We start from the raw sequence: 22,375 nt of genomic DNA, 5'->3' as shown, positions 1-22,375 counted from the left end.
CAAGCCCTTAGACTCCTCTTTTTATTAGGCTTAACTTGCCTTAACCACTTAATACATAGGGTCCATTTATTGTGAAATAAAAAACTTGTATGGAAACCCACTTATACATAGCCTATATTTATGCTATTATCTTTTCAATAAGTTTTTTCTAATTATTTTGTAAGGAGTTGTTCATTATGATCATCGAATTTAAAGACGTCGAAAAGTATTACGGCGACTACCACGCCCTAAAGGCCATTAACTTAGGCATCCAAGAAGGCGAAGTTGTCAGTATCATCGGGCCCTCCGGTTCAGGCAAGTCAACCCTTATCCGCTGCATCAACGCCTTGGAAAAGATTTCCAGTGGACACCTCTATTGCGATGGTCGGGACGTTTCCAACCCCAAAGAAAATATCCGCCAGGTCAGACGCGACTTTGGCATGGTCTTCCAACATTTCGAACTCTATCCCCATAAGACCGCGCTTGAAAACATCACTCTCGCCCCTCTCAAGGTCCTCAAAAAGACCCCGGAAGAAGCTCACGAACGCGCGGAAAGATTATTAAAGCGGGTAAATCTCTGGGACAAGCGCAACCACTACCCTAGCCAACTCTCCGGCGGGCAAAAGCAACGGGTAGCCATCGCCCGTGGTCTCGCCATGCGGCCCAAGGTACTCCTCTTCGATGAACCAACTTCCGCCCTCGACCCCGAAATGGTGGGCGAAGTCCTCAACGTCATGAAAGACATTGCCGAGAGCGACAAGATGACCATGGTTGTCGTCACCCATGAAATGCGCTTTGCCAAGGAAGTCAGCACACGGACCCTCTTCATGGAGGCTGGCGAAATCATTGAAGACCGGCCCAGCCAGGACTTCTTCTCCCAACCCCAAAGTCAACGGGCCAAGGACTTCCTCCAAGTTGTTAACGCTTATTAGTCAGGAGGTCATCTCATGAAAAAAGGACACTTACTCTTGCTCTTAGTCAGCTGCTTGACTTTGCTCGGGGCCTGCGGAAAAAATAGCCAAGCGCCAAGTATTTTAGACAAGATCAAAAGCAGCCAGACCCCACATATCCGTTGGGGGATCAAAAACGACACCCGACTCTTCGGCTACTATAATATTGCCAAGCAAGAAGTGGAGGGCTTCGACATTGATATTGCTAAGGCCCTGACCAAGGAAATTGCTGGGCCTCAAGCCCAAGCCGATTTCGTCGAGGTGACGTCGAAGACGCGGATCCCCCTCCTCAAAAATGGCAATATTGATGCCATTATCGCCACCATGACCATCTCTGAGGAACGGAAAAAGCAGGTGGATTTCACAGATGTTTATTTCGCCGCCGGACAATCCTTGCTCGGTCCAGAAGACTCCCCTCTTCAATCAGTCCAGGACCTAGGCCCCCAAAACACTGTCCTAGCCGTTAAGGGATCTAGTTCAGCAGAATCCATCCGCAAATTTGCTCCCCAGGCCAAGGTCCTTGAACTGGAAAACTATGCCGAAGCCTTTACTGCCTTGCAATCCGGCCAGGGCGACGTTATGACAACCGACAATGCAATTTTGCTAGGTATTGCTGACCAGAATCCTGGCTACCGCTTGATCGGTGAGGCTTTTACCAAGGAACCCTATGGCATTGCCATCGACAAGAGTCAAAAAGACTTCCGTGATGAGGTCAACCGGGCCTTGGTTAAAATTAAAGTGGATGGGACCTATGATAAGATCTTCCATAAATGGTTCCCCGATGCTGGCGAAAGCGCCAATGCTAAAAATTTAAAGGAGGCCTAGTATGTTTACCCTTTTGCACGACTACCTACCCCTCTTATTAGAAGGCTTTGCCCGCACCCTCCTCGCCTCTGCCATTGCCCTAGTCGCCAGCTTCCTCTGGGGGAGCTTGGTGGGGATTTGGCAGAGCGCAGGCAAGGGGCTTCTGAAAGCATTCGCGACCACTTATGTCGAAATCTTTCGCAATATTCCGCTCTTGGTCATCGTGATGTTCTTCTACGTCGTCCTCCCCCTCTTTTCGATTAAACTCTCAGGTTTTACATCTGGTGTGATCGCTCTGAGTCTCTATACTTCATCCTTTATTGCAGATATTATCGCAACAGCTATCAAGGCCATTCCGCGCGGCCAGTTCGAAGCCGGCCTCTCCCAGGGTTTCACAGCTCGACAATGCATGGCCTATCTCATCTTTCCCCAAGCCTTCCGCCAATCTCTACCTGCTTTAGGCAACCAAGTCATCAATCTGGTTAAGAATTCCTCCATCCTCGCTATGGTGGCGGGACTCGACCTTATGTATTATGGGGACCTGGTCGCCCTAGAGACCTTCGACACCTTCGCAAGCTATAGCCTGGTCGCCGGCTTCTACCTCTTGCTCACAGTTCCTCTAACCCTATTCATACAAAAACTTGAAAAGAATTATAGCCTCTAAGGCACGAAAGGAGTTTCACAATGGACTTTTCCGGTGCTTTTCAATGGATTAATATTAACTTCCTCCTCCAGGGCCTCTGGGTAACGGTCAAACTCACCTTACTCACCATTAGCCTCAGCCTATTCTTCGGCAGCCTCCTAGGTATCCTGCGCTATCTCAAGCTGCCCATTATCTCTAACATGCTGGGCTTTCTCATCGACACTGTTCGCAACCTCCCCCTCTTGTTAATTATCTTCTTTACTTACTTCGCCCTACCCCAAATCGGAATCAAAATGGATATCTTCTGGGCAGCCGTAGCCGCCATGACCCTTTTTGAATCAGCTATGATTTCAGAAATTATCCGGGCTGGCATCCTGGCCTTGCCTAAAGGACAATTCGAAGCTGGCCTAGCAACCGGACTCAGCCGCAGCCAGACTATGGCCTACATCATCATGCCCCAAGTCTACCGGACCATGGCCCCCTCCATCGTCAGCCAACTCATTGCCCTCATCAAGGACACCAGCCTGGCCACCATCATCTCCCTGCCCGAACTCATGCACAACGCCCGCATCATCTACGGCCAAAACTCCAGCTACATCCTCGGCACCTTCGCCCTCGTCACTATCATGTACTGGCTCATCTGCTACACCCTCTCCCAAACCACCCAGTATCTTAATAAGGGTGTGAGCAAGAGCGCTTAGCTTTGGATGCTTGGAGAAAGTCAGAATAAGAGCGAAGCATTCGCTCGTTTCTGACTTGTGAAATCACTCCAAGCCTGCCAAGTCGAACCCGACTAAGGGGGTGAGGGCTGACGCTTAGCTTTCCTTCACTAGAACAAATCAGCAGAACCAGTCTATATGAATTAGCCAATGAAGAAGACTAACAAAATATATTTTTTCTTATCATTCCCCAAGCGTTTCATTCGTTTTTTGCGATGACTTTCGTTATAATAAAAATAGATCGAAACTGAAATAATAGAAAAGGAGTGTTGGTATGGGACTACTCGTTAATGGCGAATGGCGCGACCAATGGTATGATACAGAAAGCACAGGTGGGCATTTCGAACGGGATGCTGCTAAATTCCGTAACTGGGTGACTAAGGATGGTCAACCAGGCCCTAGCGGTGAGGGTGGCTTCAAGGCCGAAGCGGACCGCTACCATCTCTATGTTTCCTTAGCCTGCCCTTGGGCGAGTCGGGTTTTGATGATGCGGAAGTTGAAGGGGCTAGAAGAAATGATCAGCCTCTCTGTGGTCAACCCCTTGATGGCTGAACACGGTTGGACCTTTGACGAGGCAGATGGCGTGATCAAGGATCCGGTCATCGACGCGGACTACCTCTATCAAATCTACACCCATGTGGCCCCAGATTTCTCTGGCCGGGTGACGGTACCCGTCCTCTATGACCTCAAGCAGGATACCATCGTAAGCACCGAATCTTCAGAGATTATCCGCATGCTGAACTCTGCCTTCGATGAAGTCGGTGCTAAAGAAGGCGACTACTATCCTGAAGACTTGCGTGAAGAGATCGACCAGTGGAACGACAAAATCTACGATAACTTAAACAATGGCGTCTACAAGGCAGGCTTTGCGACCGACCAAGCTGTCTATGAAGAGGAAGTGGCCAATGTCTTCAAGATGCTCGATGAACTGGAAGCCCACTTGGAAGACCACAGCTACTTGGCCGGTGACCAATTCACAGAAGCAGATATCCGTACCTTCACCACCCTGGTCCGCTTCGACAGCGTCTACCACGGCCACTTCAAGTGCAACTACCATCAATTAGTAGATTATCCTAATCTTTGGTACTATACCCGTAAGATTTACAACATGCCAGGAATTGCCGATACAGTAAATTTCCAACATATTAAAGAACACTACTACCGTTCACACGACACCATCAACCCAAACGGTATCGTTCCAGCAGGCCCTATCCTTGACTGGAGCTTACCTGAAGACGAATAAAACAAAAGTAAATACAAACACAAAAAGAACTTCTAGCACTAGGCTAAACGAGCCAGTCTAGAAGTTCTTTTTTAGCCTTCCAACCATTCCTCAATACGCTCAATAAAGATATCCGCATACTTGGAGGCCTTGACCTGGCCTACCCCGCTGATATCAAGAAAGTCATCATAGGTCTGAGGCTTCTCTTCAGCCATTTCCAAAAGGGTCTGGTTGTTAAAGATAATATAAGCTGGCACCCCTTCATCTCCTGCAAGTTCATAGCGGAGCTCGCGCAAGGCTTCGAAGAGTTCCTCATCACGTTCAGACAATTGACTGGCCACCGCTGTTTGCTGAGCCGACTTAGCTTGGCTGTGCGCCTTATAGGGTCGCGCTTTGATGGTCAGTTGCTTGTCCCCCTTGAGCAGGGCCTTGGAGGATGGAGTCAGTTCAAGGCCCTTGTATTGGTTGAGGCTGAGGTAACCTTGGGACAGCATTTGGGAGATAATATCCTTGACTTCCTTCTCCGAATAATCTGCTAAGAGGCCGTAGGTAGATAAGCTATCGAAGCCCTTGTCCCGCACTTTCTGGGCCTTGCTGCCGCGGAGGACATCACAGACCATGGTCATGCCATAAGCCCAGCGCATGCGAACCAGGCAAGAGAGTACCATCTGCCCTTCCCGGCTGGCATCACGGACATCGACGTCCTCTAAGCAACCTGAACAATTCTGGCAAGGCTCAGCCAAATTTTCGCCGAAATAGCTTAAGAGGTACTGGCGCAGGCAGCCGGCATAATCGGCATAGTTAATCATGGCCTGGAGACGGCGCTCAGAGCTTGGATCTTGGCTCTGTCCGATCAAGAATTTAGCCGCGACAATATCCTTGGCATGGTAGAGGAGGATGGCTTCAGCAGGCAAGCCATCACGCCCTGCCCGGCCTGCTTCTTGGTAGTAGCTCTCCAGGTCTGTTGGCATGTTATAGTGGATCACCTTACGCACATCCGGCTTATCAATCCCCATCCCAAAGGCATTGGTTGCTACGATCAGGTTGACTTCTTCATAGATAAAGGCATTCTGACCGGCTTCACGCTCCTCAGCAGACAGACCGGCATGGTAACGAACGACCTTAAACTTGGCCTGGCGGAGCTGGTCATAGAGCTGGTCGACTTGTTTGCGGGTATTGGCGTAAATAATCATGGCCTCTTCCGGATGCAGCTCTTGGCGGAGGGCCTCCCACTTAGACTGGGGCTCTAAGATGCGGAGTTTCAAATTGGGCCGGTCAAAGGAATTCACCACCAGCTGAGGGTCTTCAAGTCCCAATTGCTGGATAATATCCTGGCGTACATAAGCCGTGGCCGTCGCCGTAAAGGCCGAAACGACTGGACGCTGGTCTAAAGCTTCAATAAAGCCGCCAATTTCACGGTAAGAAGCGCGAAAATCATGGCCCCATTGGGAGACGCAGTGCGCTTCATCCACTGCCACTTGACTCAGCTTAACTTCCCGCATCCAATCGATAAAAGCTGGATGGTTTAACCGTTCCGGAGCCACATAGAGCAAGTCCAAGTCCCCTTGACCTAGGGCCTGGCGCAGGTACTGGACCTCTTCCCAGGACGAAGCCGAATTGAGATAGGCTGCTCGAATGCCATGCTCATGCAAGCTATCCACCTGGTCTTTCATCAGCGAAATCAGCGGAGAAATTACCAGGGTTAAGCCCTCCATCGCCAGGGCGGGCAGCTGGTAGCATAGGGACTTTCCCCCACCTGTCGGCAAGACGCCCAATACATCCTTACCGTTTAGAATTGCCTCTACAATCTCCTCTTGTCCTGGCCGGAACTGGCTATAGCCATAGTGATAGGCTAAGAGGTCTTGAATGGCCATGTCATCGCTCCTTTTCTTAATCTGTACTTATTTTACTAGAATCCTCCCACATAATAAAGAAGCAGCTGGTTAAGCAGAAATTTCAGTAAAAAATTCTGAACAAAAATTATAAGTCAAGTAAAGACCATCAATCCATATTTTCTATATTCTTAGGGGATTCATAAGGCTAATTAAATGCTATAATTAAAGTATTAGCTTTTTTTCAGAAGAAAAATATTTTATCTTTCTTCTGCATCCTAAGCCAGGCTAATTGAGAAGGTAGGTTTTATTATGTACTCTGTGTTATCATCTGCTGAACAGCGCCAACTGCGCTTACTGCACATCCTCTATCGTTCGACCGACTGGATTACGATGATTGAATTAGCGGAAGCCATCGATTGTTCGGACCGCATCCTAAGCAAGGACTTGTCCTATATTGAGAATAATTTTTCCTCTTATTTGACGATTGAGCGGTCAAAATTCGGTATCCGTGGCATCTATGCCCCTTCTGTTGACTACTATACCTTCGTTCGCCTCTACATGAGGGACTCAGTCGCCTTCAATATTCTAGAACAGATCTTTTTTCACCCGGATATCTCCACCCAAGAAATTTCTGATGAGATTTTTGTCAGCCCATCAACCGTTTACCGGAATATCAATCTTTTGAACCAGGCCCTGCGCAGTCAGTTTAATTTTGAAATCTCCAACAGTCCCTACCGCTTCGTTGGCCCTGAGACCAATATTCGTCTCTTCTTTATGTTCTTCTTCCGCGAAAAATATAGTCCGCTGGAATGGCCCTTCGAAGAGGTTAACTTGCAATATTGTGAGCTCTTCCTCAGCACCGCCTGGAAGGTGACCTGCCACCAATACACTAACGCCTGGTTCCAAGCAGGCAAACTCTTACTAGCGATCGGCATCATCCGCACCCAAAAAGGCCATCTCATCCAATTCAAGGATATCCCCCTCTTTAAGGGGATCTACCAGGACCTCATCGACGAACTCGAGAAAAATGACGACCTCAAAAACATGGAGCAGAATTTTAACTTTAAGTTGAACTTGACCAATGCCGTCCAACTCTTCATGCCCGTCCTCAACCAGAATATCTATGTCGACCTCCGTAACTTCCAGGCAGAAATCAGTGAACGCCCACTCATCCAGCGCTCGGTGGAATACCTGAACCAATTTCTGGATACTATCTGCCTAGAAGCCCATGTCCATATCGAGCACCGCGACCGGCTCATTCTCAGCCTGCATAACTATGCCTTCTTAACAACCGTCGCAGATATTCAAAAGGACAGCCTCTTAATCGACCGGAAGGCAGACTACATCGAAACCATGTCCCACTTCTACCCCGACCTCTATGACCTCATTGCCAAAGAAAGCGAGCATTATTTCCAGTCGATCGGTCTCAAACCGCTTCCCTACGGCCTGACCAATTTCATCTATGCTCTCTATACCGGCTGGGAAAAACTTCATACCCAGATGCACCTGGCCCATCAAAAGCTGGTCGCCTATATCGTCAGTAATTATTCCAGCGACCACGCCCACCGCATCCAGGACGCCTTGAACAACCGTTTTGGCTTAGTGATCGACTTCCATATTTATAAGCAATTCCCACTCAAGCGCAAACTGATTGAAAATATCAAATGCGACCTAATCATCTCAACCTTCGATATGCCGCATGACTTCAAAATCCCCAACCTCTACGTCCAAACCCTACCTACCGAGCAGGACTACAACTGGCTGGCCGCCTTCCTCAAACAAAAACGCCAGCAAGAACGTCATTAGAGAAAAAAACCAAGCCACTGCTTGGTTTTTTTACGCTTTATTTTTGATATAAGCATCCAAACTTTGCCGGACTTCTCTGATATCTTGGGCTGTAGTGCCACAGCAACCGCCAATAAAGCGAGCTCCTTTATCATACCAATCAGTCACCCAGTCACTGATGGACGCCTCCTCTTGCCCTTCAAATTGCTTGATTTCCGGATTGTAGGTCCCTCCTAGATTAGGGTAAACAATAAAAGGTTTGAGGGCAGAAGGCCGCATAGTATCCAAGGCAGGGCTTACCCAAGCCGCTGGGCAGCAGTTGACACCATAGGCAATAATTTGCGGATGCCAATCCAACAGAGTCTGTAAATCTTCCAAGGCTGTGCCATCACTCATATGGTAAGGATCCTTAAGGCTGACAGTGAGGCATGCTTTTTGGTCGGGGAACTTCTCCAAGAGCTTGAGCAGGGTCTTCACTTCCACAAAATTAGGAATAGTTTCAAAGAAAATTAAGTCCACTCCCGCTTCAACCAAGAGGGCAAAGCGCTCCGCATGGAAGGCATAAAGCTCTAAATCAGAGAGCTCATAATCCCCCCGATACTCTGATCCATCCGCTAGAAAAGCGCCATATGGTCCGATAGAGCCAGCCAACGATTTCTCCTGGTCGCCTCCACTAGCAGTCCGCGCCTGCTTGGCTAAAAAGACAGCCTTACGCATCAAGGTTCGCGCCTCAATATTCTTATGCCCAGCCTTGACAAAACCTTCCACACTGGCTTGATAGGTGGCTGTAGTGGCTATATTAGCTCCCGCTTCAAAGAAAGCTTGGTGGGCTGCTTTAATCGCCTCAGGAGCTCTTTCCACAAGTCGGGCCGTCCATAGGGGATGGTTGAGTTCCTCTTCATAAGCTTGTAATTCCGTGGCTAAGCCCCCGTCGAGGATAACGACCGCTTCCTTTTCCAGAGCTTTTACAATATCCGACATCAGCTTTCATTCCCTTCTCTTATCAGTCTCTTAAGCTTAGCATAGCCCAATCATGAAGAAAAGAAAAAAGAAGTGCTCACAAGGAACACTTCTTTTCTTCTTAAATGTGGAGGCCTGCGCCTGGTCCCAGGGGTAGGTTGAAGACGTACCAAGCAACTAGCATGAGCGTCCAAAAGACGAGGAAGGCGATGGAATAAGGGAGCATTACGGAAATGAGGGTTCCTAGTCCTGACTTCTTGTCGTAGCGCTGCATAAAGACTAGGATCATGGCGAAGTAAGACATTAAAGGCGAAATAATATTAGTCGATGAGTCCGCCACTCGATAAGCCATTTGGGTGAGTTCGGGGGAAAGTCCGAGTTGGAAGAACATGGGCACGAAAATCGGCGCCATAATCGCCCACTTGGCTGATGCTGAGCCGATAAAAAGATTGACAAAGGCCGTTAAAAGAATGAAAGATAGGATCAAAGGAATCCCTGTTAAACCGACCGTCTTCAAGAATTCAGCACCTGAATTGGCCAATAAGAGGCCCAAGTTAGTATAAGAGAAATAAGCAATCAACTGGGCTGCGAAGAAGGCCAAAACAATATAAGAAGCCATAGACTTCATTGAAGCCGTCATAGCGGCCACGAAGTCATCCGATGAGGAAATCTTCTGAGTCTGCCGGCCATAAGCCAAGCCAGGAATGGCAAAGAGTAAGAAGATATAGAAGATCAAGCCATTGTTTAAGAATTCCTGCAAGTCGTATTGGCCCGTCGCCTCATTCAAGGAACGGAGGGGGGCCCCTTCAGGAACCATAGCCAGGGCGGATATAACGAGGAAGACAAGCAGAGCAATTCCAGCATGCTTGAGTCCCCGGTTTTCATCTGGAGTCAGGGCCTGGTCATCGTGGACCGCATTGCCCTCGTAGTGGCCCAGGTGGGGTTCTACAATTCGGGTGGATACCCATGTCCCTACTATGGTTAAAACGACGGTGGAAGCCATGATAAAGTACCAGTTGCCAGTGATTGATACAGTATGTTCAATTCCTACACTGTCCAAAGCAGCATTAGTAATCCCTGTCAAGAGAGCATCAGTCGGTCCAAACATCAAATTAGCCGAAAAGCCGCCCGATACCCCCGCAAAGGCCGCTGCTAAACCAGCAATCGGATGGCGGCCTGCTCCTGCAAAAACAATAGCTCCCAGCGGAATAACCACCACATAGCCCGCGTCCGAAGCGATATTTGAAATGACCCCTGCGAATACCACGACTGCCGTAAGCAAGCTATCTGGAACCTGGGTAACAAGTTTCTTCAGGGCAGCTCCAATCAAGCCTGTCCATTCAGCCACGCCCACACCGAGCATGGTAACGAGGACCGTTCCCAAGGGGGCAAAGCCCGTAAAGTTCGTTGTGGCATGGTTGAAGATATAGCGGAGGCCTTCACCACTTAAGAGCGAGACCGCTTCTACAGTCACCTGCTCATTGGCCTTGGCATCGAAATAGTCTGCACTGGCTCCTAGTTCCGCAAAAATAGCGGATAAAACCATTATAATGACAGATAATATAATAAAGATAATCACGGGATGGGGCAAACGGTTCCCTACCCGCTCCACCCAATCGAGAAAGGACTGGAGTGGCGTCTTCTTTTCTACTTCCATTATTTTTCCTCCTTAGCCGACATAATTTTGCCCTATTTTAACATTAACAGGTCAAAATTACGACTATTTTTTAATATTATTTTAACTTTAGTCATTAATTATTAATCTTAAAGGATGAGTCACGGCTAAAGATCATTAAAAAATAGTGGCCTCGTGATAAAAAATTTAACAGTTTGTGAAAAGTTATACCAAAACAACTGACAACGCTTTCAGTTTATACTATAATAAGTCTGAGTTTGCATTATTATATTACTCAAAGGAGGTTTATTAATGTCTTTTACTAATTTAAAAGAATTAATTGAAACTGCAACAGAAGAAGATAAAAAAATCTACCAACTGATGCTAGAAACCGAATCAGAATACCAAAAGAAAAGCATTGAAGACCTGCGCCAAGCTATGGCTGACCAGTTCGATGTGATGGTAGAATCCGTGCGTAAGGGGACCAAAGAATCTGCTATGTCCCAAACAGGGATCACGGGTGGTGACGGCCACCGCCTCTATGAATACGTCCACAATGCTGGGGTGGATTCCTTGGTTAACCCTGACACCTTAGAAGTAGCCGCTAATGCCATGGCTGTTAACGAAGTCAATGCTGCCATGGGCCGGATTGTAGCTACACCAACAGCTGGTTCTGCGGGTATCCTACCTGCTGTTATCACCCACATGTATGATACCGGCAAATATGAGAAAGATGAATTAGTTAACGCCATGTTCACTTCATCAGCACTTGGCCTAACCATCGCCAACCAAGCTTGTATCGCTGGGGCTGAAGGAGGTTGCCAAGCCGAAATCGGTTCTGCGACAGCTATGGCTGCCGGTGCCCTAGTCGAACTCAAGGGCGGGACACCTGACCAAGTCGGCCATGCCCTCGGTCTAGCCTTAAAGAACTCCCTCGGCCTAGTTTGCGACCCAGTAGCTGGTCTGGTTGAAGTGCCTTGCATTATCCGTAACGGCCTCCATGCCATCACTGCCCTAGCTGCTGCTGATATGGCCCTGGCTGGCGTGAAGAGCGTTATTCCAGCTGATGAAGTCATCGGTGCCATGTATGATATCGGTAAAGAAATGCCTGCTTCCTTGCGTGAAACCGGGATTGGCGGCTTAGCTGGTACACCAACTGGTAAGTCTATCAAAGAAGAAGTCTTTGGCTCGCGTGGTGAACTGGAAATGAATACCAAGACCGCCAATTACAAGTCTGCCTATGATATTATTGGTCCCGTAATGGTTGGTCCATCTTCCTCTCACACGGCTGGTGCTGCCCGGATCGGGAACCTCGCCCGTCAACTCTTGGGTGAAGAGCCAGAAGAAGTGATCTTCAGTCTGATGGATTCCTTCGCTAAGACCTACCAAGGCCACGGGACTGACCGCGCCTTAATCGGTGGCGTTCTCGGTTACGATACCTTCGACCCAAATATCGCAGACGCTGAAGAAATGGCGGAAAAAGCTGGCCTCAAATACCACTTCCTTGAAGCTGACTTTGGCAACTACCACCCCAATACCGTACTGGTTGACCTATGGGGAGCTAATAACTACATCAGCGTGATTGCTAGCTCCATTGGTGGGGGCAAGATTGAAGCTCAAAAAATTGGTGAATACGACATTAAATTCTCTGGTGAACGTCCCACCATCTTTGTTTACCACAAAGATAAAGTTGGTGTCATTGCAAAATTAACAGACTACCTGGCTGATAAAGGTTTCAATATTTCCTTCATGATGAACCAACGCCAAAAAATCAATGGCCCAGCGATTTCCGTCTTTGAAGTCGATACCGATGTTTCAGACGAAATCCTAGATGATCTGAAGAAAGAATTCCCAGATATTGAAAAACTTCAATATGTTAATGTAAATTAGAGTTTTATCCAAGCTGAGTCGAAAGGCTCAGCTTTTTTGTTTTAGAGATTTTGTTAACAAATCAAACTTGATAAAAAGCACAAAAAAGCCACGGCTGAACCGTGGCTTCATATCTATATAAGGAGGAGCTAACGCAGTCCCTCTTCAACTCTTGCGGGGTTATATTTGTGATTAATTCTTCCTCAATCTCTATAGTAATCTCTATAGTTCCGTACTATAGAGATTGGTTTACAAAGATTTTCAATTTCTCTAAGAAGCTTGTTATATCAACGTTTGAGAGCCGTTCTTAAAGCATTCAAACCCCTTCAATGCAGAAGATGGGAGTCGAACCCACACGTCGTTAGACACTGCCGCCTGAAGACAGCGCGTCTGCCATTCCGCCACTTCTGCTTAATGTATGCTAGCTAATTCCTTATCTAGCAACTCTTTTATTGTACGCCTTTTTTAGGAAAGACGCAAGTCCTGTCAGTATATTTTTCAAAAAAGAAGAGGACCGACTTGGCCCTCTTTTGATCATGATTTTATTTTTCAAAATCAAGATAGGTGTTAAAGGTGTCCCCATGGTCCAGGTCGCCGTACTTGTAACCGCGTTCGAACCAGGCTTGACGCTGCTTGGCTGAGCCGTGGGTGAAGCTGTCAGGCACCACTTGTCCATAGGCGGCTTCCTGGAGGGTATCATCTCCAACGGCATTGGCAGCTTGGAGAGCCTCTTGGATATCGCCACTCTCTAGTAAGCCTTGATTTTCCGCATAGTGGGCCCAGACACCAGCCAAGTAGTCAGCCTGGAGCTCTAGACGAACAGAGAGCTGGTTGGCTTCCGTCTCTCCCGCCGACTGGACAGCTCGCTGGTATTTATCCATAATACCAAGTTCATTTTGGATATGGTGGCCTACCTCATGGGCAAGCACATAAGCCATGGCAAAGTCGCCAGGTGCCTGGTAGCGATTCTTCAATTCCCGGTAGAAAGAAAGGTCGATATACACTGACTGGTCACCCGGACAGTAGAAAGGTCCCGCCTGGGCTGATCCGAAGCCACAGCCCCCAGTTTGCACATGGTCGGTATAAAGGACCAGGGTCGCGGGGTCATAGGACTGACCTTGGCTTTGGAAGAGGTCTGACCAGAAATCTTCGGTCGACCCCAAGACAGCCGACAGGAAGTCCTTCTCCTCGCTTGAGGCACCAGCCTGCTGGGTTTCTACCTGCTGGCTGGTCTGGGCTTCTTGATTGCTTGCTTCTTGACCTAGGCCGCCCCCTAAGAAGCTGCCGCCGCCAAATAACATCATCAAAATAATGATAATCACAAGCCATTTCCCACCGCCCCGCCTTGACATCAGGAGCAGGCTTAAAAGGCCACCTAAACCACTGCCGCCTGACCGTGACGGCCGTCCCATACTCTGGCCTCTCCGGTCATCGACGTTCTTACTCCGTCTCAAATCATCCCATTTCATCAGAATCCCCCATCTCTTATGTGCTTAACATGCAAGCCCTTTATTTTACCTTTATTATAGCACGAATCAATCCTAAAAAAGACTAAAAACTACTTGTCATCGCGGCTATAGCGGCGGGCCGCTTCCATATAGGCTTGGATATTTTCTTCTGGCGTATGATAAGGCACACTGCAGCCAGGGCCGAGCAGATAGCCGCCTTCATGGTCAGCAGCTTGGACGTAAGACTGGGCTACCTGGGCTTCTAAATCTTCTGGCTGGCCTTGTAAGAAATATTTCACCGGATCAATGTTTCCAATCAAGCCACAGTCAGGTCCCAAACCTGCCTTTGCCGCTTGGAGGTCAACGGTCTGGTCAGCACTGAAATAGTCAATCCCAGTTCCTGCAATATAGGGCAAGCTCTTGGTACAGTCCCCACAGATATGGAGGGTGACTGATTTACCATAATGGTGGATCCGGTCAACAATTTCTTTGGTATAAGGCTGGCAGAACTTCTCGTATTGCTTAGGACTTAAGAGCGCCCCGGAGGCAACCGGATCGGTGAGCGAAAAGCCAATGGAAGGGTTAGCCGCCGCAAAGTCATCAATAATCTGTAACAGGGCATCCGTTGCAAAGCGCAGGAGCTGGTGGACTTGGTCGGTCTTCTTGCGGGTGGCGCGCAGGAGCTGTTCAGGTGGGTAGAGGCTGGCAGCACTCGTTATCGGACCACTTAATTCATAGTCAATGCGGTAGTCCGGCCCCAATTTCTTCTGGATTAATTCAATGGCCTCGTAGTGCTTCTGCTGGTTGGGATCATTGCGGAGACGGAGACTTGCCACATCAAGCTGGTCAATGCCAGCCAAGTCATCCAAGGCATAGGAAACAATGGCATCCGAACTATCTTCAGATGCTTTAAACTGGCTGCCCAAGGCGTGTCCCATTCCATAGAGGCCAAAGTTAACCGAGTAATTATCCGGTGCAAATTTTTCGGCAACGGTAATCTCTTTATGGGCAATATTTTCAGCGGTCATTTCGGATTCGCGGTAGGTCATTCCGGCCAATTTGGCCCCTACTGTTCCGTGGAAGAGCATAATCGGGCGGCGGTCAACCGCTTGACCGGCTTGATAGGCTTGCAGGCGGTCAGCGGATGTCATCGTTTCTGTCATTAGAATCACCTTTCTCTTGCTTGTTTATTGGATTGAGCTTATAGATGCCCCCTTGCAAGCTCCCAGTCACAAGTCCCTTAGCGGACCAGGTCTCCCTAAAGAGCAGCTGGGGAAAATCCTGGGCCGGGGCTAGCTGGGGGCCACGTTCCAGCCAGCCTAAAGCTGCCAAGCCGCGGTAAAGACCCGGAGACAGGTAGAGCTTAGCTCCCCGCGCTTCGACTGAGGGCAAAAGCCTCTCGACTAAGTCCCTCTGCAAGCCCCCAGCGACTTGACCATAGTGGCGGGGGCCTAAGAGCTCTCGGTCCCCAGTTGGATCAGCTAGGGCGAGCACGCTGGCCCCCGCATCAAGAGCAGCTTGGCCTAAACGAGTCAAGCCTTGAACTAAGGGCGCCATCACTGCCTGGTAACTAGCTGGCTGGCGGCGGGCGCATCCTAGCAAATCATTAAAATCATAGAGCTGTTCAGCCAGGGTAAAAGGGCCGGTCAGGTTAAAACAAATCTTCTCGCCCCTTTGACTGAGTCGCTGGCAGGCTGCCAAAGACGCGGCTAAGGCATTGTCCGTCAGCGGTAGAGCTCCCAGCGGTCCATGGTCTAGCTGGCGCTTGCTTTGGGGATCTAAGCGGTCTCCCAGGTAACGGTCATGGTAGACCTGGATGCCATATGCCTCGGCTTCCAGGGAATGGTTGAGAGGCAGAAGGCAATAGTTCTGCCGGTAGTATTGGCGATATTTTTGGACCAGGGCGGCCAGGCAAGAAGGCCAGTGGTTAATGGTCCTTAAGTCGTCAATGCCAGGTCCCAGGACTTCAGCGGGAAAAGGCCGGGCACAGTCCAAGGACCGGGCTGGAAGATAGGGCTGACCTTTGTACAAAGCCATGGCTAGGGCCAATTTTGCGCCGCTTTTTGGGCACAGGGGATAGCGGTTTCCATAAAGGCCTCCACATTAGCCACTGGGGTATCCACGGGCAATTGGCAGCCCGAACGGATAATAAAGCCTCTTGGATTATCTCCTGCTTTGGCAAAGCAATCTTCAACTGCCTGGCTAACTTCTTCAGGACTGCCTTGGAGGAAACACCGTACCGGGTCAACATTGCCCATCAAAGCAATAGCTTGGCCCACTTTTTCCTTAGCTTGGCCTAGGTCGACGGTTTGGTCAAGGCTGATCATATCCACGCCCGTCTCCACAATGGCTTCAAGGTGGTTGCTGATGTCCCCACAGATGTGCATGCCCACACAGCGGTCATGGGCCTTAATGAAGTCTACCATTTCCTTAGTATAGGGAAGGACAAACTCCCGGTATTGCTTGGGGCTAATCAAAGCGCCCGAAGCCACTGGATCATAGATAAAGAAATTCAAATCCGGCATTTGAACCGCCCGCTCGATAATTTCCTTTACCCGGTCGGTCACAAAGCGCAAGAGGCGGTGGAGCCCTTCCTTATCTTTACGCGTCGCTCGCAGCATCTTCTCGGCGGGATAGATGCCCAACGCAAGGGTAAACGGCGCGGAAATACAGTAGCAGGGGTGGCATTTTGACCCTACTGCCCCGTCAATCTTATCCAGAGCTTCCAAGTTGATCCGTTGGGAGATATCCCGGTCAAAACTTGTTGCTTCAACCTTCAATTGATCCACTTGGTCTAAGCTCTTGAGGGCATGGTCAGCTACTGAAGGCGCGGACTCACGCGGGCTCTTAATCTTAGAGCGGTGGCGTATAGCAAAGTTAACCGAAGTATAGCTCACAGACAGGGCATCTAAAGCAAATTCACGGTAGATAGTGAGCTCACGTTTGGCCAATTTATCCGCCGTATTAAAACTCTCCCGGTAATTCATCCCTGCTAATTTAGCGGCAAAGCCAGCGTGGCAGAGGGTAATTGGGAGCCGGTCAAGGCTTTCGCCAGCCTTTAAGGACTGCCAACGCTGATTTGCTGTCATTTCTTTCATCATAATCTCCTCTACTTTCTTGTTAATTTTGGAAAAAGTGACGCCCGGGCGAAGACACGGTCATAGTCTTCTAAACGGGATAATTCAATATAATCAATCCGCCGGGCGAGCGCTTCTAAGCCCCGAGCGGCTTCTTGGTCCATCAGGTAAAGATAGGCCCCACTATGGGACGAGTTGCCAATATATGACAGCCGCCCAGCAAAGCCTTCCGGTAAAAGACCCGTCTTGATCAGACTAGCCTCCGCCAAATGCCGGCCAAATTGCCCAGCCACAAGGACTTGGTCGATCTGCTCAGCCTCTAGCTGGCTTGCTTTTAAGAGGACTTCCACCCCTGAACGGATGGCTCCCTTGGCCAGTTGAACCTGTCGGATATCGTGCTGGGTCAGGCTAACTTGGGGAGCCACTTGGAGGGCACGTTTGCCTTGGTCATCGACTTTGAGATAAGGTCGGCGGCAATCTTCTGGGGCTAAAGACTCCGGATCAATAATCCGACCCCGGTAGCTGATCAGACCTGTCCGCAAGCCTTCCCGGATCAGAGCGAGGACGCCGCTGCCGCATAAACCTTGGGGATCTTCTCCGCCAATCACTCGGAGGTCAAATTGGCCATCCTGCCATAAACATTCCTCAACTGCTCCTGCAGCCGCCTTCATGCCAGATGAAATCATCATCCCTTCTAAGGCCGGACCGGCGGCACAGGAACAAGACACATAGCGGTCCCCATCTTGGACTAACATCTCTCCGTTGGTCCCGATATCAATCAAAAGCCGGCGCTTGCCAAGCTCACTAAAGCCAGCCGCATAGGCCCCAGCGACCACGTCCGACCCAATATAGGCCGAAACTGCCGGCAGGGTCATGACCTGGGCCGAGCTAGGAATTTTTCTCAGACCGAATGCTTTAGCAGAGAGCTGCTGACCGGAACGAAAGACAGGCAGATAGGGCGACTGGCCCAGTGGACGTGGATCGATGCCCAAAGCTAGGTGGGTCATAACGGTGTTGCCGGCCAAACTGAGGCCATAAACCGCACTTTCTGGGCAATCCGCATCCTGGCAGAGCTCATCGATTAAGCTTTGGATGGCCCGTCTAATGGCTTGTTGGAGTTGCTTCAGACCGCGCCCCCCTTCCGTCATGACATAAGAAATTCGGCTCAAGACATCCGCCCCCTGTTGGATTTGCGGGTTGAGGGCAGAGGCCTGGCTGACATCCTCCCCGGTCTCTAAGTCGATGAGGCTAGCAGCTAGGGTAGTCGTCCCGATATCCACAGCCAAGCCATAAATCCGACCATCTGCCGGTTGAGGCTCTAAGGCTATGACTTGATCATCACAGATAATGGCCCGGTAAGTCTGATCGCGCTGGATTTCAAGCCCCTGCCAGACTTGTGCAGGAAAAGATGACACATCCAGCTCTTGCATAAGCCGAGTCTCTAGGTCCGTCCCCGTTTGAAGCAAATCTCGCTCCAATTTAAAACTGACTCGGCGCCAGCGTTTAGTCCCAGTCAGAGCGGGACGGTCTCCCGTGACTAAAATCCGGTGGTCCCTTTCCATATTAAGAAAAGCCAGACGCAAATCGGACTGGGGGCGTGCCCGGCAGGCTAGGGGATACTGGCCCGCCAAGCCCTGGTAAGCCTCAGCCGACAGCTCACCTTCCAAGAGCTTAAAACGACACTTCCCACAAGTCCCTTTGCCCCCACAATCGCCAGGAACAGGCAGACCGGCTTCGACCAAACAGGCGTAGAGACTTTTCCCTGACGCTGGATCATAGTCTACCACCTGGTCCCAAGCTTGAACCTGAATCTTCATTACCAGTTCCCTCCTAATCCTCGCTTTCTCCAACTAAACGTTTGGCCAATTCAACAGCTTCAATGGCATCTTCAGAATAACCATCCGCCCCAATCTCATCGCAATAATACTGAGAAACCGCCCCGCCACCAATCATCACCTTGAATTGGTCACGAATGCCCCGCTCTTCCAAGCGCTCAATTAGGGTCTTCATCCCTGTCATGGTCGTTGTCATCAGGGCTGAGAGGCCAATCAGTTCAGCATCTTCCTCGATAGCCCGGTCGATAAAATCATCCAGGGGGACATCGCGCCCCATGTCAATCACTTCAAATCCGCCCACCTCGAGCATGACCTTGACCAGATTCTTACCGATATCGTGAGTATCCCCTTCTACAGTTCCTAAGACAATTTTATGGCGGGCCTGGCCGCCCTCTTCCTTGCGTTCTAACAAGAGGGGCTTAAAGATAGCCATGGCTTCATTTAGGGCATCCGAACAGATCAGGACATCGGTCACATAGTACTCTTCTTCAGCGAAGAGGACGCCAGCCCGGCTCATCCCATCTACTAAGCCTTCCATGATGGCATCCTGAACATCATAACCAGCTTGGACATACTCCTCAGCTGTATCGATAATCTCTTCATCCTCCATCTCAAAGACCATATCCGACAATTCTTGGATTAATTCTTCTTTTGAACGCATGATCGCTCCCCCTTTATTTCGTCTTCTCTACTATAACACGTTATCGCTTTCACTTGTAAGCTTTTTCATTATTTGCTGATAAGCCCGTCCAAAGAAAAAGAAGCTAGAACAAAAGCCTAACTTCTTAAACCAATTGTATTTGTGATCATCCTTTGCCCTTTTGAATTTTGCCTTAAAAGTCAAGCTCAACCTTCCACTCCTACTCAAAAGATAATCGCTAGCTTTTTATCAACTAATAATACTAAAGTTCCTAGGAGTCCTCTTTACCAGACACTAATCCTCCATAGCTTCTGGGACATAGAATTGAATATGTTGGGGGAGGACTTTTATTTGAGCAGGGAGCTTAGGTCCCATGTCCCCATCCAAATCGAGCTGGATGTCCTCTTTGTCGGAGCAGGTAATGGAAAGTTCCCTGCAAGTGAAGGCAGTGATGTTTTCATTCTCATTCAATTGGCCAAAGACCATATCCTTGAGAGCCGACAATTTAGCCCCCAAACCTTCATCCGTCACAATTACGACATCGAATTCCCCATCCTGGAGGCTGACCTTCTTCTTAGAGAAGCGCAAGTTGCCGACCTGGTTGGTTAAGAGCACAAAGACATGGCTAGCTTTGCCTTCAAAAGATTCCGTATCTGATTTGATTTGAAGCTCGTGGACTTGGTCATTGGGCAGCGCTTTTACAATATTTTTGGCATAGGCGAGGGTCCCCAAGCGTTCCTTCTCTTCTGAACTCGTAGAGGTCGTCGCATCAATCATCTCGCCAAAGCAAGCGTAATAGCTAAAATAGGTATCATTACACTTGCCGATATCGACAGCTCGGATTTCTTCCAAGTTAATCTGTTCGATACTCTCTTCAATATCGTTGGACATGTTAAAGAGCCGGGCATAGGTATTGTTGGTTCCACCTGGTAGGAAACCCATCTTGGGCCGGTGGTCTTGTTCAGCGATGCCATTGACCACCTCATTAATGGTCCCATCCCCACCGATCACATAAACACTATCATAGCCTTCTTCACAAGCCTGGCGGGCAAAATCTGTCGCATCCCCATCCCCCTCTGTCTCCATAAGCTCTACTTGGTCAAAGTGAGGGGCCAAGTTCTCTTTCAATTGTTGGGCATAAGAAGCCCCTTGGTTATCACCTGATGTGGGATTCACAATAATCATCAAGTTCTTCATAACAGTCTTCCTTTCACATAATTTCTTTTTAGCCTTATTATCGCCTGTTTAAATCAAAAAAGCTAGATTGAAGCCTTGATAAGTCTTAAAGAAAAAAGGACAAGCCTTAGCTCGTCCTTTGACTACTTATTTCTTATCAGCATAAGCTCCAAAGTTCACATCTTCCATCTGATCAGCTAAGCGAACTGCATCGCCAATTTGACAAGCGATTCGGTGGTGGGCCATGGTATGGACACGGACAACTTCAATCCCCTGCCGGGCCGCAATGGTGGACAGGGCGGCTGAAGCCTCATCCCTGTTTTCAAAGCCTTGCTCAGTCGAAACATCCACATTATAGCCGGCTTCTTCCACCATATTCTGGATGAAACGTTTGCGGGAAACACCCAAGAAGATCCAATAGCCCTTATCATGGAGGAGGCCCATCTTTTGAATCAAGCTGAGATTTTCCCGCTTGGTCAAACCAAAACCAATACCAGGGTCCAACATGATCCGGTCATCATCAATTCCCGCTTCATGCGCGCGTTCTAAGCTCTTGTCCAAGTATGCCATCATGACGTCTTCAATTGGCATCTCCTTGAAGGCTGCTTTTTCTTCATCTGTAAAGACACTTTGATCCCCAAATTCTGGGAATTTCTGCGAGCCAGGGTGGTCTGGGCGCGCTGTGACAGGGTTAAACATAAGGATCGCCCCTGCCTGGGACTGGCCAACTACTTGGGCCATACGTGGATCGCCCAAGAAACCGGTAATGTCATTGATGATATCGACGCCAGCTTCAATCGCCGCTTCAGCGACATCCGCCTTCCAAGTGTCCAGAGAAAGCGGGACATCCGTCACTTCCTTGAGGGCCTTGATCACAGGAACCACCCGATTGATCTCTTCTTCAACCGCAACATAGGTACTACCAGGACGTGTCGATTCCCCTCCGATATCGATCATCCCCGCTCCCTCTTTGATCAATTTCTGGGCCTGGGCGACGGCCTTATCAACGCTATTGTACTGGCCACCATCTGAGAAGGAGTCAGGCGTGACATTGACAATGCCACACAGGATAGTTGGTTCTTGGTCGTTGCTTAGTGTCTTATCATGGTAATGAAAATGGCTAGATCGCATATCAGCTACTCCTCTTCTATTAATTAATGCGCTTTAATGTACTTCACGAGACGACCTTTGCCTTCCTCATCGATCGCAAGGAGGGCAGCATCGCCCTTGTCAAAATCTTTGGAAGAACTCCCAAAACGACGAAGCCAAGCACTTACATAAGGTTCATGGGCGACAAGGACCAAGGCCTCCCCCTCTTGCATCCGGTCCTGAATGACCGTTTCGCCCCCGAGATCTGAACTATCCGCAATCTCTAAATTAGGAGTTTGGGCAAGGGCTTCTTGGAAGGCTTGAGCAGTTTGCTGAGCCCGGCTGAGGGGGGAGGATAGGATTTGAATGTTAAAGGGGCTCAAGCGGTCTTCAAATTCCTGGTAGCGGTCCTTTAAGTAAGCCGCTTCACCCGCCAATAAGGGCGGATCAGCAGGATTCGCCTCATAATCGGGTCTACCGTGACGGATGATCAGCAAGTAATGAGCAATGGCTTGGTCTTTAGCTTGGCCTTTTCCTGTCGCACTTGCTTTGCTTTCTTCAGGGGCCAAAAAAGATTTCAATGATTGAAAGAATGACATAAATTAGCTCCTTTAGTTGGGTTCGCAGTTGCAGTCTTGAAGTGACTTCAGCCAATCGGAACGATCGGCTAAAGCCGCTCTTTTCCGTTTGGCCTCCAGTCATTCAAGTCTGGGCGCAACTGCTCTCACC

General features: G+C 49.2%; 19 protein-coding genes, 1 tRNA gene and 1 pseudogene. 8 read left to right on the top strand and 13 right to left on the bottom strand.

The features are described from left to right. Window positions 1–176: 176 nt before the first annotated feature. The 5 genes from QP339_RS09365 (at window position 177) to QP339_RS09345 (ending at window position 4,338) form a co-directional block, all read left to right on the top strand. Window positions 177–911: an amino acid ABC transporter ATP-binding protein gene (locus QP339_RS09365; protein WP_284911289.1), complete on the top strand. Its 735-nt coding sequence runs from the start codon at window positions 177–179 to the stop codon at window positions 909–911. Between the two features lie 15 nt (window positions 912–926). Next, a complete protein-coding gene (locus QP339_RS09360; protein WP_284911288.1) occupies window positions 927–1,754 on the top strand; it encodes a transporter substrate-binding domain-containing protein in 828 nt (275 codons plus the stop codon). Between the two features lies 1 nt (window position 1,755). Continuing rightward, window positions 1,756–2,397 carry an amino acid ABC transporter permease gene (locus QP339_RS09355; RefSeq protein WP_284911287.1) on the top strand — a complete coding sequence of 214 codons (642 nt, stop codon included), beginning with the start codon at window positions 1,756–1,758 and terminating at the stop codon, window positions 2,395–2,397. Window positions 2,398–2,417: 20 nt separating this feature from the next. Beyond that, window positions 2,418–3,077, top strand: coding sequence for an amino acid ABC transporter permease (locus tag QP339_RS09350; RefSeq protein WP_284911286.1), 660 nt, complete (start codon window positions 2,418–2,420; stop codon window positions 3,075–3,077). Window positions 3,078–3,369: 292 nt separating this feature from the next. Continuing rightward, complete coding sequence (locus QP339_RS09345; protein WP_070617410.1) at window positions 3,370–4,338, top strand: glutathione S-transferase family protein; 969 nt, start codon at window positions 3,370–3,372, stop codon at window positions 4,336–4,338. Between the two features lie 71 nt (window positions 4,339–4,409). Here the strand turns inward: QP339_RS09345 and recQ are convergent, their stop codons facing one another. Next, a complete protein-coding gene (gene recQ / locus QP339_RS09340) occupies window positions 4,410–6,191 on the bottom strand; it encodes a DNA helicase RecQ (protein ID WP_284911285.1) in 1,782 nt (593 codons plus the stop codon). A gap of 270 nt (window positions 6,192–6,461) precedes the next feature. Between recQ and QP339_RS09335 the strand changes: the two genes are divergently transcribed. After that, window positions 6,462–7,958 (top strand): AcpB/EbpR/MafR family transcriptional regulator, encoded by a 1,497-nt coding sequence (locus tag QP339_RS09335; protein WP_284911284.1) that lies wholly within the window; start codon window positions 6,462–6,464, stop codon window positions 7,956–7,958. A gap of 30 nt (window positions 7,959–7,988) precedes the next feature. On the opposite strand, the gene mmuM is transcribed toward QP339_RS09335, so the two are convergent. Further along, window positions 7,989–8,918 (bottom strand): homocysteine S-methyltransferase, encoded by a 930-nt coding sequence (gene mmuM / locus QP339_RS09330; protein WP_284911283.1) that lies wholly within the window; start codon window positions 8,916–8,918, stop codon window positions 7,989–7,991. A 100-nt stretch (window positions 8,919–9,018) separates the two neighbouring features. Next, entirely contained in the window at window positions 9,019–10,554 is a 1,536-nt protein-coding gene (locus tag QP339_RS09325) for an AbgT family transporter (protein WP_284911282.1), read from the bottom strand. A 270-nt stretch (window positions 10,555–10,824) separates the two neighbouring features. Here QP339_RS09325 and sdaAA point away from each other — a divergent pair. Both sdaAA and sdaAB read left to right on the top strand, forming a co-directional pair. Continuing rightward, window positions 10,825–11,706, top strand: a pseudogene (sdaAA, locus tag QP339_RS09320) (L-serine ammonia-lyase, iron-sulfur-dependent, subunit alpha); the annotation flags it as partial. A 12-nt stretch (window positions 11,707–11,718) separates the two neighbouring features. Next, window positions 11,719–12,402: an L-serine ammonia-lyase, iron-sulfur-dependent subunit beta gene (gene sdaAB / locus QP339_RS09315; protein WP_284911295.1), complete on the top strand. Its 684-nt coding sequence runs from the start codon at window positions 11,719–11,721 to the stop codon at window positions 12,400–12,402. Between the two features lie 309 nt (window positions 12,403–12,711). On the opposite strand, the gene QP339_RS09310 is transcribed toward sdaAB, so the two are convergent. From QP339_RS09310 to QP339_RS09265, 10 genes are all read right to left on the bottom strand, one after another. After that, window positions 12,712–12,792, bottom strand: a tRNA-Leu gene (locus tag QP339_RS09310). A 131-nt stretch (window positions 12,793–12,923) separates the two neighbouring features. Beyond that, window positions 12,924–13,850, bottom strand: a complete 927-nt coding sequence (gene ypfJ, locus QP339_RS09305; protein ID WP_070619970.1) for a KPN_02809 family neutral zinc metallopeptidase — start codon at window positions 13,848–13,850, stop codon at window positions 12,924–12,926. A gap of 89 nt (window positions 13,851–13,939) precedes the next feature. After that, window positions 13,940–14,992 carry a uroporphyrinogen decarboxylase family protein gene (locus QP339_RS09300; protein WP_284911281.1) on the bottom strand — a complete coding sequence of 351 codons (1,053 nt, stop codon included), beginning with the start codon at window positions 14,990–14,992 and terminating at the stop codon, window positions 13,940–13,942. Then, a complete protein-coding gene (locus QP339_RS09295) occupies window positions 14,967–15,866 on the bottom strand; it encodes a uroporphyrinogen decarboxylase family protein (protein WP_284911280.1) in 900 nt (299 codons plus the stop codon). Before QP339_RS09295 ends, QP339_RS09300 begins: the two co-directional genes overlap by 26 nt. Before the next feature lie 2 nt (window positions 15,867–15,868). Next, window positions 15,869–16,927 carry a uroporphyrinogen decarboxylase family protein gene (locus tag QP339_RS09290; protein ID WP_284911279.1) on the bottom strand — a complete coding sequence of 353 codons (1,059 nt, stop codon included), beginning with the start codon at window positions 16,925–16,927 and terminating at the stop codon, window positions 15,869–15,871. Window positions 16,928–16,938: 11 nt separating this feature from the next. Next, window positions 16,939–18,723, bottom strand: a complete 1,785-nt coding sequence (locus tag QP339_RS09285) for an ASKHA domain-containing protein (protein ID WP_284911278.1) — start codon at window positions 18,721–18,723, stop codon at window positions 16,939–16,941. A gap of 13 nt (window positions 18,724–18,736) precedes the next feature. Beyond that, complete coding sequence (locus tag QP339_RS09280; RefSeq protein ID WP_070619982.1) at window positions 18,737–19,402, bottom strand: cobalamin B12-binding domain-containing protein; 666 nt, start codon at window positions 19,400–19,402, stop codon at window positions 18,737–18,739. 273 nt (window positions 19,403–19,675) lie between these two features. Beyond that, a complete protein-coding gene (locus tag QP339_RS09275) occupies window positions 19,676–20,578 on the bottom strand; it encodes a diacylglycerol/lipid kinase family protein (RefSeq protein ID WP_284911277.1) in 903 nt (300 codons plus the stop codon). Window positions 20,579–20,704: 126 nt separating this feature from the next. Then, complete coding sequence (gene folP / locus QP339_RS09270; RefSeq protein WP_284911276.1) at window positions 20,705–21,688, bottom strand: dihydropteroate synthase; 984 nt, start codon at window positions 21,686–21,688, stop codon at window positions 20,705–20,707. 23 nt (window positions 21,689–21,711) lie between these two features. Then, window positions 21,712–22,245, bottom strand: coding sequence for a SixA phosphatase family protein (locus tag QP339_RS09265; protein ID WP_284911275.1), 534 nt, complete (start codon window positions 22,243–22,245; stop codon window positions 21,712–21,714). Window positions 22,246–22,375 lie beyond the last annotated feature (130 nt).

Source organism: Aerococcus sp. UMB7834, assembly GCF_030215145.1.
Taxonomy (GTDB): Bacteria; Bacillota; Bacilli; order Lactobacillales; family Aerococcaceae; genus Aerococcus.
Note: the sequence above shows the minus strand (reverse complement) of the source record. Positions and strands in the feature narration are given on the sequence as shown.